The following is a 13255-nucleotide window of genomic DNA, read 5'->3' on the forward strand; positions in this document are numbered from 1 at the left end:
TTGACTAAAAATTTATAATTTTAGTATGCAAGTTGAAGTGCAAATGTATACAATTTCCAATTAGAAAGTGAGGAATGACGTATGAACGTGTTTATCACATACGGAACACAGGATTATTTACGAAAAGTAAAAGAAGAATATGCACAAGAAACAATGGTACTCATGCACAAAGAAGAAGACCAATTCGCACTTCTTCATGAAACAGAAGAAAAAACGGTGTTTAATGAGGCACACACATATGAAGTGTTAGATGCAGTTGGGAACTTACCTGAAGGTGGATTTGCCGTTTTAAACAATATTCCCGTATCCGATGAAGGAAGACCTTTATTTGAACACCGATTTAATCAACGTGCTCGCCTCATTGAAAAAGAGCCTGGTTTTGCGGCTATTCGTGTATTACGTCCTCTTAAACGTGACACGTATATCATTTTAACGATGTGGAAAGACGAGCAATCCTTTAAAAACTGGCAAGAATCAAAAGCATATGACAAAGCGCATAAAAAACGCGGTACGTCTGAAGGAGTCGACCAACAATCGATTTTCCCAAGACCTTCTTATGTAACACATTATCAAGTGATAGAGGGTTAAACAAAAACAGGGCGGAGGCAAAAAGGGTGAAACACTCCTATTAGCCTCTCCCCGCAACATTTCCTTTTCGAAAATCTAGTCATATGGATGGTATGTTCTATTTATCGTACTACAAAACAGAATACTTTGTGAATCTTTTCACTTTATCCTCTCAAAATTTCTGGACCGCTTTCACAACAACTTTACCCGTTCATATCCTATAGTACATTGACCTATAGAGGGGGTTATTTTATGGGAGTTGAATTAACAGCTCTTCATTGGATTTATGTTTCGTTCATTTTTATCATCATTGGGTTTATGGTCATGAGGCGAGATACAAGTTTAATTTGTATTGCAGGGATTTTCCTCTTAGCTATTACGGCTACTTCTTCGCTAACAGGTTCTATTAGTGGGGTATTCAATAGCTTTATTTATGCAATTAGTGAACTACTTCCTACTATTCTTATTATCTCTATCATCGTGGCCATGAGTAGAGCAATAGCTGTTGCTGGTGTTAATGATTTAATGGTCGCTCCTTTTACACGCTTCATTCGTTCACCTAGTCTTGCTTATTGGATTATCGGTATTCTCATGATGGTTATTTCGTGGTTTTTCTGGCCATCACCAGCTGTCGCTTTACTAGGCGCGGTGTTATTACCTGTTGCGATTCGCGCAGGTCTGCCGGCTTTAGGGGTAGCAATGGCCATGAACTTATTTGGTCATGGTATTGCATTATCAGGAGATTTTATTATTCAAGCCGCTCCGAAACTAACAGCAGATGCCGCTGGTCTACCTGTTAGTGACGTCATACAAGCAAGTATTCCCCTCGTTTTCACAATGGGAATCGTCACGACTGTTGTCGCTTTTTACTTCTTAAAACGCGACATAAGAAATGGTACACTTCCACAAACAACTTCTCCCATTATTCCTACCAATGAAGAAAAAGAATCTGTGACACTTTCTTTAAAAGCAAAACAATGGATTGCTGTTATCATTCCTGTTCTGTTTGCTTTAAACGTATTCGCAATGTTTCAATTTAATCTTCAAGGTGGAGATGCCACAGCTCTCATCGGTGGTACAGCTGTTTTTATTTTAATCATTGTTGCATTAGTTGCTCATAAAGGAGCAGGTCTTGAAAAAACCACTTCCTATTTAATAGAAGGTTTTCAATTCGGGTTTAAAGTCTTCGGCCCTGTTATTCCCATCGCTGCATTCTTTTATTTAGGAGACTCGGGCTTTACAACTATTATTGGTGAACACCTTCCAAAAACGTCACATGGGATTGTCAATGACTTAGGGGTAGCACTCGCTTCGATTGTTCCACTTAATGCACAAATTGGCGCTGTTACACTCACAACAGTGGGGGCCATTACAGGATTAGATGGCTCAGGTTTCTCAGGTATTTCACTCGTCGGATCGATTGCTCAACTGTTTGCAACTGCTATTGGAGCAGGAGCTGCCACCCTCACTGCACTTGGTCAAGTAGCAGCCATTTGGGTCGGTGGTGGTACGCTTGTTCCTTGGGCACTCATTCCAGCTGCTGCCATTTGCGGAGTAAGTCCATTTGAGCTCGCTAGAAGGAACCTAAAGCCCGTTGTCATCGGGTTAGTTGTAACAACAATTGTTGCGATGTTTTTAATTTAATTAAACAACCAGCTGAGTTGAAACACTCAGCTGGTTGTTTGATTGATTGGATAAGAAGATGGTTTTGGATTTAAAAAAGCATACGTTAAGTTATAACACGCGATAGCCATTAGTAGTAAGATGCCTCCTAAACTATACCCTGCAATGACATCAGTCAAGTAATGCTCAATTAAGATTAGGCGACTAAGGCCAATCAGCATCAGTAGTATCACAAGTCCATATGCGCTTATTATTTTCACACGCTGATTTTTCATATGTAAAAATAGAAAGAAGATGATTAGTCCGTAGACAATGGTTCCAATCATCGAATGACCGCTCGGAAAGCTATAGCCCTCTACATGTAACACAGGCCTTGGACGAGCAATCCACTCTTTCACTGCTTTATTAATTACATCTCCCCCTCCTACAAATACGAAAAGTGTCACCACACCAATATAATCTCGTTTTGCAAGAATAAGAACAACTGCTACAATAAGTGAGATGGAAATGATTCCCCATTTAGAGCCAAAAAAAGAAACCCACTCCCACACATGTAAAAATGGGACAGCTTCGCTCACTCCCACCATGAACGCTAACCCCTTTTCATCCATCCTAACTCTTTGAGACGTAACAGTTAATGCTGAAAGGATAAAAACAACACAGCATGCGATCAACAACACCAATCCTGTTGGCATGATAACCCTTGGATTTCTCACCTATACTCCACCTTTTTTCGTTCAATTCACTTTCTTCTATTATGCATGTAGTAAGCGCTTAACAGCAATGTCATTTCTTTAAAAAGTGATGTTGTAACCTTTCTTTTTTACGCTAAAGTGATATAATAATGAAAACTATCAAACAATTCATTCAATAAAACTTTCAATTAAAGATTTTCGACAACAAAAGCAAATAAAAAGGAGAATGTTTTATGCTATCTCGATTATATGCTGAACTAGAAAAGCGATATGACGAAATGGTGGAAATTCGTCGTTACCTCCATCAATATCCTGAATTATCGTTCAAAGAATTCCAAACAGCGGCTTACATTCGCTCATTTTATGAAAAACTTGGTATACCCGTCCGTGCTCAAGTAGGAGGTAACGGTTTAGTCGCAACCATTCAAGGTGGAAAATCAGGTAAGACAGTTGCGCTTCGTGCTGACTTTGATGCCTTAGCTATTCAAGATGAAAAAGATGTTCCGTACAAGTCGACAGTGCCTGGTGTATCCCACGCATGCGGACACGATGGGCATACTGCTACACTTCTTATCTTAGGAAAGACACTCTTTGAGATGAAAGATGAAATTCAAGGAACCATCGTACTTATTCATCAGCATGCTGAAGAGTTCGCTCCTGGTGGTGCCAAATCGATGATTGAAGATGGTTGTTTGGAGGGTGTAGACGCTATTTTCGGTACACATTTGTGGTCATTGACACCAACAGGAACAATCCAATATCGCTCAGGTCCTGTGATGGCTGCAGCGGATCGCTTTGAAATTACGGTCAAAGGCTCTGGTGGCCACGGCGCTCAACCTCATAAAACGAAAGACGCTATTGTTATTGGTGCTCAGCTTGTTGGTAACCTTCAACAAATTGTGAGCCGACGTGTAAATCCACTTGATTCAGCCGTTGTGTCAATTGGCTCATTTGTTGCTGAAAATGCCTTTAATGTCATCGCTGATTCTGCTCGTCTAATTGGTACTGTGCGAACGTTTAATGAAGATGTACGAAACGATATTGAACAAGAAATTGGTCGTATTGTTCAAGGTACATGCCTAACAGCTGATGCAACATATGAATATAATTTTTACCGTGGCTATCCACCAGTGGTAAATCACGAAGAAGAAACAGCATTTGCTGTAAAAATTGCACAAGATGTTCCTGGTGTGCAACTGCTTGAAGAAACAGAGCCTCATATGGGTGGAGAAGACTTTGGTTACTACTTACAACATAAAAAAGGTACGTTCTTCTTTACAGGCGCAAAACCACAAAATGTCGAAAATCCATATCCACACCATCATCCGAAGTTTGACTTTGATGAGAATGCGATGTTAATTGCTGCTAACACATTAGGATCTGTTGCACTAAGCTATTTAGAACAAAATAAAGATGTACAAGAAACGGTTGAAGCAAAATAAGACCAGATTAAAACCTCCTGTCTCAAAATCCATTTGTTCAATGGACATACTAGTCAGGAGGTTTTTTGGGAACTTCTTCTCTTTTTTCACGTATGATCTATTATTAGTTAGATAGAGGGGGATATCTTTATGTTACAGTATGAACAAAAAGCATTAGACGAAGCCGAACATTGGCAAATTAAGATGATTAAACGCCCATCCATGTTTCAACGTGCTGCTAAAAATATGCAAACAAAAGTGAACAACAAAATCCCCAATCAAATTCATATGATGGTTACAGAGAGCATTAAAAAGATGATTCAAACGACCATCATTGGCTCAAACCTTACCACTAAAAAGCGTGAGCAGCTAACTATATCGTTTGAAGAGAAAGAAAAACAAGTGCATAAGGTCATTGCTCAATACAAGCGCACGGCGGCTTTAGAAGGTGCAGGTACAGGAGCTGGTGGACTACTGTTAGGAGCTGTTGATTTCCCTTTACTTTTATCAATTAAAATGAAATGTTTATTTGACATTGCCTCTATTTATGGATATAACATCAAGAATGTCGAAGAACGTGTCTACATTTTATATATTTTCCATTTAGCGTTTTGCAGTGACAAACATCGAGACGCCATTTTTCACTTGTTAGAAAAGTGGGATGAAAATAAAAAGGATATGAAAGATGTAAACTGGCAGACGTTTCAACAAGAGTACCGTGACTATATTGACTTAGTCAAAATGCTACAACTGATACCTGGATTAGGTGCTGTGGTCGGTGCTTACGCAAATTACAATTTGTTAGATCACTTAGGCGAAGTAGCCATGAACGTGTATCGGTTACGGCTATTGAAATATGAGCATTAAAGTGGGCTGAGACAAAAGGGGTAAGAAACACCCCTGTTTGACTCAGCCCGCAGTATAGTTATACCAATAGATAAAGAGGAAAAAGATGTTGCATGTCAATGAAGTTTCTTATGTTTATCGACTTATGTCCCACCCTCATTCTTTAATTTTAGGACATTTTACGCTGTACATATGTGCTGATGAACACTTGAATGAATGCCACACCAGCGACAGCGGATAAGATTGCTACTGTCATGTTTGAAAACAGTAGAAATACTGTAAAGACGGTAAGTTGTACAAACAAAGCTTGTCTTAAAACCGATAAGAATGCTTTCTTACTTACGGTTTCATCAATAGGATACAGTGACACCCAAATAGTTTGACGATGATGCTTCCATAGCGGAATGGTTTGAAAGCCAGTTGCGTACACCATTAACAAAACCACGACAATATTGCCGTATTGAAATGGTGTCACCATTAATAACAAAATACCAATGACGGTTAAGCGAACGAGTAACCCAAGATAGTCTCCCGTACGTAAAAATGTTCTTTTATATAAATGATCATAAGTAGCCGATTGTTTAAACGGAATACGTGTTAATAACCAATCTAAATATTTTCTTCGTTTAACACGTTCCTTTACGCTTGGCACGTCTGTAAATAAGTTGGCTAAACGATAAAATAGCCCCATTCTTTTTTCTTCCAATTCAATTAATCGTTCCCACTTTAACGGCTTTTTAGCAGTTAATGCGCGGTAATAAGAAGTGAGTCCGATGATGATTGCTGCTGTTGCTACACTAAACAACAGAGGAGCGTCTACAAAAAGAAAATAAGCAAATGAGCCATTTAACAACAAGCGAACAAAAAAGTCTGTCAGCTTAGCCATTGGCTCTTCAAAATAAACAGCCCACCAACTCATTCCTATATTTAATGCTTTTAACCCTAAAAAAAACAACAAGAACATAAAAATAGTGCTGTACGAACCTCCAGACCATTTCACATACAATGGCGCAAGAGCAGCAATGACTAATAGTAATAGATACAGCTGAATAATAAAACTAAATGCAAATGCTTTTTTAAAATAAGGACGTAGCTTCGTTTCCATTGGTAATAAAAAGACTAAGTCTGCACGTTTTAATAACGTTTGAGTCGGACTATTCGTAATGACAAGTCCCACAATTACAGCCATCACAAGGGCAGCTGGAAAACTTGGAGAAAGTGTTTCAAGCCACTGTTGATAATAGTATGCCCCTGCGCCTAAAGCAAACAGTAAGACAAACTTTAAGTGATCATTCAAAATATATTTGATATATTTTCTTATATCTGTTAAAAATTGTTGAAATCGTTGTTTCCACAACATTTCGACGTTATTCATATGCTTCTTCCTTTGTTAATTGGATATAAATTTCATCGAGTGTCGCATGTGGCATTTGAAACTGATTTTGCAAATCTTGAAGTGTCCCTTGTGCTCGCACTTCTCCATTATGCAAAATCACAAAACGATCGCAGTAACGTTCTGCTGTTGCTAAAATGTGCGTCGACATTAAAATGCCGGCTCCTTGTTTTTTCATCTCGTTCATTAAATCAAGAAGCGATTGAATTCCTAACGGATCAAGTCCTAAAAATGGTTCGTCAATAATATAAAGAGACGGTTGAACCAGAAAGGCACACATAATCATGACTTTTTGTTTCATTCCTTTTGAGAAATGAGCCGGAAACCATTTCAGCTTTTTATCCATGCGAAATTCTTTTAGTAACGGCTGTAACCGTTCTTCATATGTATGCTTGTCTAATCCATATGCCATCGCAGTCATTTCTAAATGTTCTTTTAATGTTAATTCATCATATAAAACCGGCGTTTCTGGAATAAATGTAAATTGCGAGCGATAGCTTGTTGGGTCTTTCGCAAATGTTTTTCCGTTAATGGAAACAGATCCTTTTTTAGGCTCCATTAAGCCAATAATATGTTTAATGGTCGTACTCTTCCCAGCGCCATTTAATCCAATGAGGCCGACTAATTCACCTTTTTGCACGTTAAATGATACATCTTTTAAGACGGGTGTTTTCGTATATCCACCTGTAACACTTGTTAATTGCAGTAAAGAGCTCATTCTTTTCTCCTTTTCTACATCCAATAGTTTCATTTTCATACTTATTTAAGTTTATTGTATCAAATCTTACGATCATACACATTTTTTTCGGTACTCATCATTTTAAATTTCTCGCAAAAAGTTTTTATTTTCTAGAATAGATCCATTCATTTCGGACATTCTAAATAAGGAAGAAGGGAAACACACAACTGAGTGATCAATTGTAGTGAATCACAAGCTTCATAATAATGGAATGAGGTGTCTACAGCAGGCATTTTTATCCGCTATAAAACGTTATAATGTACGTTACCTAATAAGGGGATGGTAATCATGAACAAAGTGAGAACACATTAGGTAGACAACAATGTTCATTTATTACAGTGTAAATGAGGTGTTTGTCAAAGACCGCAGAACATTCATGTTCAGAAAATGAGATGCTCACACTATTGCTTAAATGAGGTGTTTGTTAAAGACAAGTTACCGTTTAATTCAAGCAAAAGTAAAACGTAAATGAGGTGTTCCCTAAACGTAATAAACGGTTTTAGAAGCTCTGTATAAATCCCTTCTTCGACGGGACAGGATGTATCATTCGATTGCATCCTGTCTTTTTCTTTTCTCTTCTTTTCTTCTAACCCTACATATATGGTAAAATAATCAATAAGAAATACAATCTGAAAGGATGAATAAGATGAGTCATGTAGAAGACAATTGTATTTTTTGCAAAATTACTCGTGGTGAAATTCCTTGCGCCAAAGTGTTTGAAAATGAGCATGTATTAGCGTTTCTAGACATTAGCCAAGTAACAAAAGGACATACGCTTGTCATCCCAAAAGTACATAAACAAGACCTTTTTGAGTTAACACCTGAAATTGCAAGTAATTTATTTGAAGTGGTTCCAAAAATAGCAAATGCTATCAAAGCAGAATACAACCCTATCGGCTTAAACTTACTAAATAATAACGGGGAGAAAGCCGGACAATCAGTGTTTCATTTTCATATGCATCTTATTCCTCGCTACGGTCAAGGAGATGGATTTGGCGCTGTTTGGAAAGAGCATACAAGCGAATATACACCTGAAAAGCTACAAGAGATTGCAGCAAGTATTTCCAAACATTTGTAACAAAAAAGAGCTGACCGAACAGGCCAAAAATGCCTTATTCGACTCAGCTTTTTTCTTGTTTCGATTTATCACCTGACCCCTCTACCCTTTTTGTAAAAACATATCAATATGAGGAATACCATCCTCTAAGTACTCTTCTGAAATTTTTTTGAATCCAAATGACTCATAAAAGGCTTGAAGATAACTTTGAGCTTGAATTTTCACGGTTGTTTCATGTAATTCTTGATTTAAAAAAGAAAGTCCTCTCGTTACTAATTCTCGCCCTATTCCCGTTCCTCGATAGGAAGGATGCACAATAATTCGCCCAAGCGACGCTTCTTTATAACTGACACCTTTTGGTAGTACTCGCAAATACGCAATCACTTGATTGTCTTGTTTTTTAAACAGATGATACGATGCAAGATCCTTTCCATCCATTTCTTCATACGGACAATTTTGCTCTACAACAAAGACATTAACTCGTTCTTTTAAAATGTTATAAAGTTCATGAACAGTTAATTCATCAAACTTTTTTAATACCCAACTCATCTAATCACCTTATCCCATGAAATGTTTTCTATGTACAAATCTTACTCTAATCACTTCAATTTCGCTACTCATCATAGATATAACCTCGTATGCTTGCTCACAATTCACTTATCTACTTCCTCCTCCCAAAACACCTATCATCCTTCGATTTGAGTCATAACCATCAATTATGTTAATTTTTTAAAAATTGACACATCAACACATTATTTCATGATAGGATAAGAATATTCAATTTTTCATCTACCATATCAATCATAGTGAATTATTTAGAGGAGGTTTTTGTCATGCAGAGAGCTTACAATTTTAATGCAGGTCCATCCGCTTTGCCTTTACCTGTCTTACAAAAAGCACAGGAAGAAATGGTGAACTATAAAGGGACGGGCATGTCTATTATGGAATTGTCTCATCGAAGTAGTACGTTTGAAAATGTACTAAATAAGGCCAAGGATGATTTGCGTACATTGATGAACATTCCAGATACGCATGAAATTCTTTTCTTACAAGGTGGAGCAAGCCTTCAATTTTCAATGATACCAATGAACTTTTTAGGAGCAGAACAAGTTGGAGGATATGTATTAACAGGAGCTTGGTCTGAAAAAGCATTAAAAGAAGCACAAAAGCTTGGGCAAACAGCTGTCATTGCTTCATCAAAAGACAATCATTATCGTTCAATTCCGAATCAACATGAATTACAAATTCCTGACCAAAATATGGCATATGTACATATCACATCAAATAATACGATTTATGGTACACAGTGGCATGAGTTTCCATCATTAAATGGAACTGATTTGATTGCTGATATGTCGAGTGATATTTTATGCCGCAACGTTGACGTAAGTAAGCTTTCACTCATCTATGCAGGGGCACAAAAAAACCTTGGTCCATCTGGTGTGACTGTGGTAATTATAAAGAAAGAACTGCTATCACGTATTCCAACGGGATTACCGACCATGCTTAATTATGAAACGCACATAAAGAATAATTCTCTTTACCATACTCCTCCTACCTTCTCGATTTATATGTTGTCGCTCGTACTCGAGTGGGTAAAACAACAAGGTGGATTAGACGCGATTGAAAAGCAAAATGAAAAAAAAGCATCTCTATTGTATGAATGCATGGATATGTATAATGAGTTTTATACGCCTCATGCCGAAAAAGATAGTCGGTCACTCATGAATGTAACGTTCACACTGCCAAACAAAGAGGTTACTTCTTCCTTTTTACAATTAGCACAAGAAAAAGGTTTTGTTGGCCTAGCTGGTCACCGATCAGTTGGAGGCTGTCGTGCTTCTATTTATAACGCGGTGCCACTAGAATCCTGCGAAGCACTAGCTTCGTTTATGGAATCTTTTTATAAAGGGCAGTAATTGACAGAAAATTAAAACTTTATTTTCCACTAAAGTTTGTGTTATACTGTGTATATAGACCTACGCACCAGGCATAGAGAGCACTGTTGGTAGTTTTATAAAAAACGAGTTTAGTATAGAAGAGGAGAGATGAGAAGTGAATACAAAAGTACTTGTGTCGTTATCATTGTTAGTTGGGATTGGAGCGGTGTTGCACACGATTGTCCCACCGATTTTATTTGGGATGAAACCTGATATGTTACTAACGATGATGTTTTTAGGCATTATGTTGTTTCCTTCTGTAAAAAACATTGTACTACTTGGCATTACAACTGGTGTCATTTCAGCGTTAACCACTGGTTTTCCAGGCGGACAAATTGCGAATATGATTGATAAGCCAATTTCAGCATTTTTATTCCTTGGTTTATTTTTAGTCGTAAGAAAAACATTTAGGTCTTCAACTGTATCTGCTGCTGCTTTAACAGCAATTGGAACAGTCATTTCCGGTGTCATTTTCTTATCAGCTGCTTATTTTATTATTGGTCTTCCAGGTGGGTTTTTATCACTTGTCGCAGGTGTTGTATTACCAACAGCTGTTGTGAATACCATCGTAATGGTTGTTGTATACCCAATTGTACAAAATGTGTTAAAGCGCACGAAAATAGCTTCTGAAGTTGCATAAATGTGAATAATTCCCTTAACGGGAGCAAAAAAAGCCCGACTTCTATCGGGCTTTTTCTTTACTATATACGCTTTACAGTTACGAAATACCATATGCTTATCTATGTGACTTACTTTCAAAACGTATGTTTAGTTTTTTGATACTAGGTTACATAATATAATGTAAACGCTATTAAAAAGAAAGCTAATCCTGAAGCACCAAAAGTCATCACTCTTTTCTTTAAGACATGCTTAGGTGGATAAGATGATGTTCTCTTTGAAGCAATAAATGAATTAATCGTGGCAATAATGAAAAGAAAACTAACCATAAAGAAACCAAAAATAATGCCTGTCATTTCTCATCCCCCCTTCTACTTTATACATATGCGTCTGTTGATTTAGATATGTACTGAGAAACTAGAAGAGACGTTAATTGCTACATAAGGAGTGTTTAATATGAGTCGAATGAAATCTTTAGCACTAGGAATCATGGTTGGTGGAACAGCAGCTGCTATTGGAGCATTGCTCACTACCCCTTATTCTGGTATAGAGGTACGAAGAAAGCTAAAAGAACAAAAAGAACAAATCCAAGGAACTTCCATAGATCTGAGTGAAAAAGTAACAAAGATAAAAGATGACATTCAATTTGTAGTTAAAGAGGGAAATACTATAGTAAAAAATGTTGCAAAAGATGTATCTATCTCTTTAAATGAATTTAAACAAGAAATTGTGCCCCATCAGGAATCTCTAAAACATCATTTAGAAGAAATTGAAAAATCGTTATCGAACCTTGAAAAACATGTACAGACAACTCAAGTTGCTGACAAAGAAACAACCAAAAAAGAAGGATAATCACCTTCTTTTTTTAAAATTTAAATTTTTTGTAAAATTACATCTTTATAATTTTTTATTTTATTGGCATAATAGAAGATAATAAGAAAGATAGACAGCTAAAGTGGGTGGGAGAAAATGAGGAACACAGATGAGCAGAATTTTAATTTAAAGGAAGCACTTCTTTTCAGTCAAAGAATTGCTCAATTAAGTAAAGCGTTATGGAAAACCGTTGAAAAAGATTGGCAGCAATGGATTAAGCCTTATGATTTAAACATTAATGAACATCACATCTTATGGATTTCTTATCACTTAAATGGGGCTTCAATTTCTGAAATTGCAAAATTTGGTGTGATGCATGTCTCGACAGCTTTTAACTTTTCAAAAAAGTTAGAAGAAAGAGGATTACTTCAGTTTTCTAAAAAAGAAAGCGACAAACGGAATACATACATTCAGTTAACAAAAGAAGGGGAAACCATTTTACTAAATTTAATGGAAGATTACAATCCTGAACAAAACTCTACTTTTAGTGGTGCTCTTCCACTTCGTGACTTGTATGGGAAATTTCCAGAGTTTATTGAACTCATGTCGATTATTCGTAAAATTTATGGAGAAGATTTTATGGACATCTTTGAACGTTCTTTTCATAACATTGAAGAAGAATTTGTTGAAATCGATGGAAAGCTCGTGAAAAGAGAAGCGATAACAACCGATCAAGAAAAAGTGACATCTAGCTAATAAAATCACTTCTCTATTCCCTTATTCGTTCAACAATGGATTGAAGTTCGTTCATTAATGGTAAATAAAGACCTTCTTTTCTCAGTGCTTGGATTGTTTCGTTAGGCTTTAGCTTGTAATTGAGCATTCCAACAAATTGCGTAAGAAGCGGAGTGAAGTCTACAAGCCCTTCCGCTTTTTGCTCACCATAAAGGTTGTTCAATTCTTCACAAAGTTTGTATACATCTTTCGCTTCTTGCTTTGTCAGTTCTTTTTTTATAATCAGTTCAACAAAAGGCCTATGTTGCAATGCCGTTGTTCCTGATAACAATTCAATGTAATATTCTAAACGGCTTACTCGAGATTCTAGAGATTCCATCACTAATTCTACTCCTTTTATATGCGTACCTTCATTTTACATAAAATACCACATTATACTCAATCATTAACTGCAAATTAAGATAGATGTAAAACACTTCTGTTCTAGGAAAATAGGTTTATTGCTATCTATTTTATAAGATTTTTGGTAATGTTATGATATAGCGTCTAAAGTTGACTTTACCGCTTATATAGCATTTTCGAAGTGGTATAGGCCTCACATTTGACCACTTACTAACACTGAACATTTTGTTTAAACCATTTGGACTCAAAACTGGAATAACCCTTTTATGATAAACTAATAATAAACGACTTACCGTATACGAAGCATGCAAATTAAGTAATCTTTATATATTGTAGATACAGAGATTTTTTTATATATAAATGATTTTCTTTTTCGACATTTGACCTAGTGAATCCCTAAGCGTTG

The 13255-nt window shown here is 36.7% G+C and carries 15 protein-coding genes; 9 read left to right on the forward strand and 6 right to left on the reverse strand.

Going from position 1 to position 13255, the window contains the following annotated elements; all coding sequences use genetic code 11:
- Positions 1-81 precede the first annotated feature (81 nt).
- Positions 82-588, forward strand: coding sequence for an antibiotic biosynthesis monooxygenase family protein (locus DIS06_RS16710; RefSeq protein WP_110114371.1), 507 nt, complete (start codon positions 82-84; stop codon positions 586-588).
- Positions 589-819: 231 nt separating this feature from the next.
- The gene (locus DIS06_RS16715; RefSeq protein ID WP_110114372.1) at positions 820-2211 is read left to right on the forward strand and encodes a hypothetical protein; all 1392 of its coding nucleotides are present in this window, start codon (positions 820-822) and stop codon (positions 2209-2211) included.
- Between the two features lie 26 nt (positions 2212-2237).
- On the opposite strand, the gene DIS06_RS16720 is transcribed toward DIS06_RS16715, so the two are convergent.
- Positions 2238-2906, reverse strand: coding sequence for a phosphatase PAP2 family protein (locus tag DIS06_RS16720; protein ID WP_110114373.1), 669 nt, complete (start codon positions 2904-2906; stop codon positions 2238-2240).
- Positions 2907-3118: 212 nt separating this feature from the next.
- Between DIS06_RS16720 and DIS06_RS16725 the strand changes: the two genes are divergently transcribed.
- A complete protein-coding gene (locus DIS06_RS16725) occupies positions 3119-4327 on the forward strand; it encodes a M20 family metallopeptidase (RefSeq protein ID WP_110114374.1) in 1209 nt (402 codons plus the stop codon).
- 129 nt (positions 4328-4456) lie between these two features.
- Positions 4457-5173, forward strand: coding sequence for an EcsC family protein (locus DIS06_RS16730; protein ID WP_110114375.1), 717 nt, complete (start codon positions 4457-4459; stop codon positions 5171-5173).
- A 148-nt stretch (positions 5174-5321) separates the two neighbouring features.
- Here DIS06_RS16730 and DIS06_RS16735 read toward each other — a convergent pair whose 3' ends face one another.
- Together DIS06_RS16735 and DIS06_RS16740 are read right to left on the reverse strand one after the other, a co-directional pair.
- Positions 5322-6527, reverse strand: a complete 1206-nt coding sequence (locus DIS06_RS16735; RefSeq protein ID WP_110114376.1) for an ABC transporter permease — start codon at positions 6525-6527, stop codon at positions 5322-5324.
- Positions 6520-7263: an ABC transporter ATP-binding protein gene (locus DIS06_RS16740; RefSeq protein WP_110114377.1), complete on the reverse strand. Its 744-nt coding sequence runs from the start codon at positions 7261-7263 to the stop codon at positions 6520-6522. Before DIS06_RS16740 ends, DIS06_RS16735 begins: the two co-directional genes overlap by 8 nt.
- 667 nt (positions 7264-7930) lie before the next feature.
- Between DIS06_RS16740 and DIS06_RS16745 the strand changes: the two genes are divergently transcribed.
- A complete protein-coding gene (locus DIS06_RS16745) occupies positions 7931-8362 on the forward strand; it encodes an HIT family protein (RefSeq protein ID WP_110114378.1) in 432 nt (143 codons plus the stop codon).
- Between the two features lie 81 nt (positions 8363-8443).
- Here DIS06_RS16745 and DIS06_RS16750 read toward each other — a convergent pair whose 3' ends face one another.
- Positions 8444-8890: a GNAT family N-acetyltransferase gene (locus DIS06_RS16750; protein ID WP_110114379.1), complete on the reverse strand. Its 447-nt coding sequence runs from the start codon at positions 8888-8890 to the stop codon at positions 8444-8446.
- A 284-nt stretch (positions 8891-9174) separates the two neighbouring features.
- Between DIS06_RS16750 and serC the strand changes: the two genes are divergently transcribed.
- Together serC and DIS06_RS16760 are read left to right on the forward strand one after the other, a co-directional pair.
- Complete coding sequence (gene serC, locus DIS06_RS16755) at positions 9175-10260, forward strand: 3-phosphoserine/phosphohydroxythreonine transaminase (RefSeq protein WP_110114380.1); 1086 nt, start codon at positions 9175-9177, stop codon at positions 10258-10260.
- Between the two features lie 136 nt (positions 10261-10396).
- The gene (locus tag DIS06_RS16760; RefSeq protein WP_110114381.1) at positions 10397-10921 is read left to right on the forward strand and encodes a tryptophan transporter; all 525 of its coding nucleotides are present in this window, start codon (positions 10397-10399) and stop codon (positions 10919-10921) included.
- 142 nt (positions 10922-11063) lie between these two features.
- Here the strand turns inward: DIS06_RS16760 and yhzF are convergent, their stop codons facing one another.
- On the reverse strand, positions 11064-11255 hold the full coding sequence (yhzF, locus tag DIS06_RS16765) for a membrane protein YhzF (protein ID WP_110114382.1): 192 nt from the start codon (positions 11253-11255) through the stop codon (positions 11064-11066).
- 100 nt (positions 11256-11355) lie between these two features.
- Here yhzF and DIS06_RS16770 point away from each other — a divergent pair, with 100 nt between their 5' ends.
- Together DIS06_RS16770 and DIS06_RS16775 are read left to right on the forward strand one after the other, a co-directional pair.
- Positions 11356-11751: a YtxH domain-containing protein gene (locus DIS06_RS16770; RefSeq protein ID WP_110114383.1), complete on the forward strand. Its 396-nt coding sequence runs from the start codon at positions 11356-11358 to the stop codon at positions 11749-11751.
- 117 nt (positions 11752-11868) lie between these two features.
- On the forward strand, positions 11869-12468 hold the full coding sequence (locus DIS06_RS16775) for an HTH-type transcriptional regulator Hpr (protein WP_110114384.1): 600 nt from the start codon (positions 11869-11871) through the stop codon (positions 12466-12468).
- Positions 12469-12481: 13 nt separating this feature from the next.
- Here DIS06_RS16775 and DIS06_RS16780 read toward each other — a convergent pair whose 3' ends face one another.
- Positions 12482-12826, reverse strand: coding sequence for a DUF1878 family protein (locus DIS06_RS16780; RefSeq protein WP_110114385.1), 345 nt, complete (start codon positions 12824-12826; stop codon positions 12482-12484).
- Positions 12827-13255: the final 429 nt, after the last annotated feature.

Origin of the sequence: Bacillus sp. CGMCC 1.16541 (assembly GCF_003184905.1) — a bacterium.
Classification (GTDB): Bacteria; Bacillota; Bacilli; order Bacillales; family Bacillaceae_H; genus Priestia.

Excerpts from the sequence above, each read along its gene's own strand:
- DIS06_RS16710 (WP_110114371.1), top strand. The coding sequence starts at position 82 with ATGAACGTGTTTATCACATACGGAACACAGGATTATTTACGAAAAGTA.
- DIS06_RS16715 (WP_110114372.1), top strand. The coding sequence starts at position 820 with ATGGGAGTTGAATTAACAGCTCTTCATTGGATTTATGTTTCGTTCATT.
- DIS06_RS16725 (WP_110114374.1), top strand. The coding sequence starts at position 3,119 with ATGCTATCTCGATTATATGCTGAACTAGAAAAGCGATATGACGAAATG.
- DIS06_RS16730 (WP_110114375.1), top strand. The coding sequence starts at position 4,457 with ATGTTACAGTATGAACAAAAAGCATTAGACGAAGCCGAACATTGGCAA.
- DIS06_RS16735 (WP_110114376.1), bottom strand. The coding sequence starts at position 6,527 with ATGAATAACGTCGAAATGTTGTGGAAACAACGATTTCAACAATTTTTA.
- DIS06_RS16740 (WP_110114377.1), bottom strand. The coding sequence starts at position 7,263 with ATGAGCTCTTTACTGCAATTAACAAGTGTTACAGGTGGATATACGAAA.
- DIS06_RS16745 (WP_110114378.1), top strand. The coding sequence starts at position 7,931 with ATGAGTCATGTAGAAGACAATTGTATTTTTTGCAAAATTACTCGTGGT.
- DIS06_RS16750 (WP_110114379.1), bottom strand. The coding sequence starts at position 8,890 with ATGAGTTGGGTATTAAAAAAGTTTGATGAATTAACTGTTCATGAACTT.
- serC (WP_110114380.1), top strand. The coding sequence starts at position 9,175 with ATGCAGAGAGCTTACAATTTTAATGCAGGTCCATCCGCTTTGCCTTTA.
- yhzF (WP_110114382.1), bottom strand. The coding sequence starts at position 11,255 with ATGACAGGCATTATTTTTGGTTTCTTTATGGTTAGTTTTCTTTTCATT.
- DIS06_RS16770 (WP_110114383.1), top strand. The coding sequence starts at position 11,356 with ATGAGTCGAATGAAATCTTTAGCACTAGGAATCATGGTTGGTGGAACA.
- DIS06_RS16775 (WP_110114384.1), top strand. The coding sequence starts at position 11,869 with ATGAGGAACACAGATGAGCAGAATTTTAATTTAAAGGAAGCACTTCTT.
- DIS06_RS16780 (WP_110114385.1), bottom strand. The coding sequence starts at position 12,826 with ATGGAATCTCTAGAATCTCGAGTAAGCCGTTTAGAATATTACATTGAA.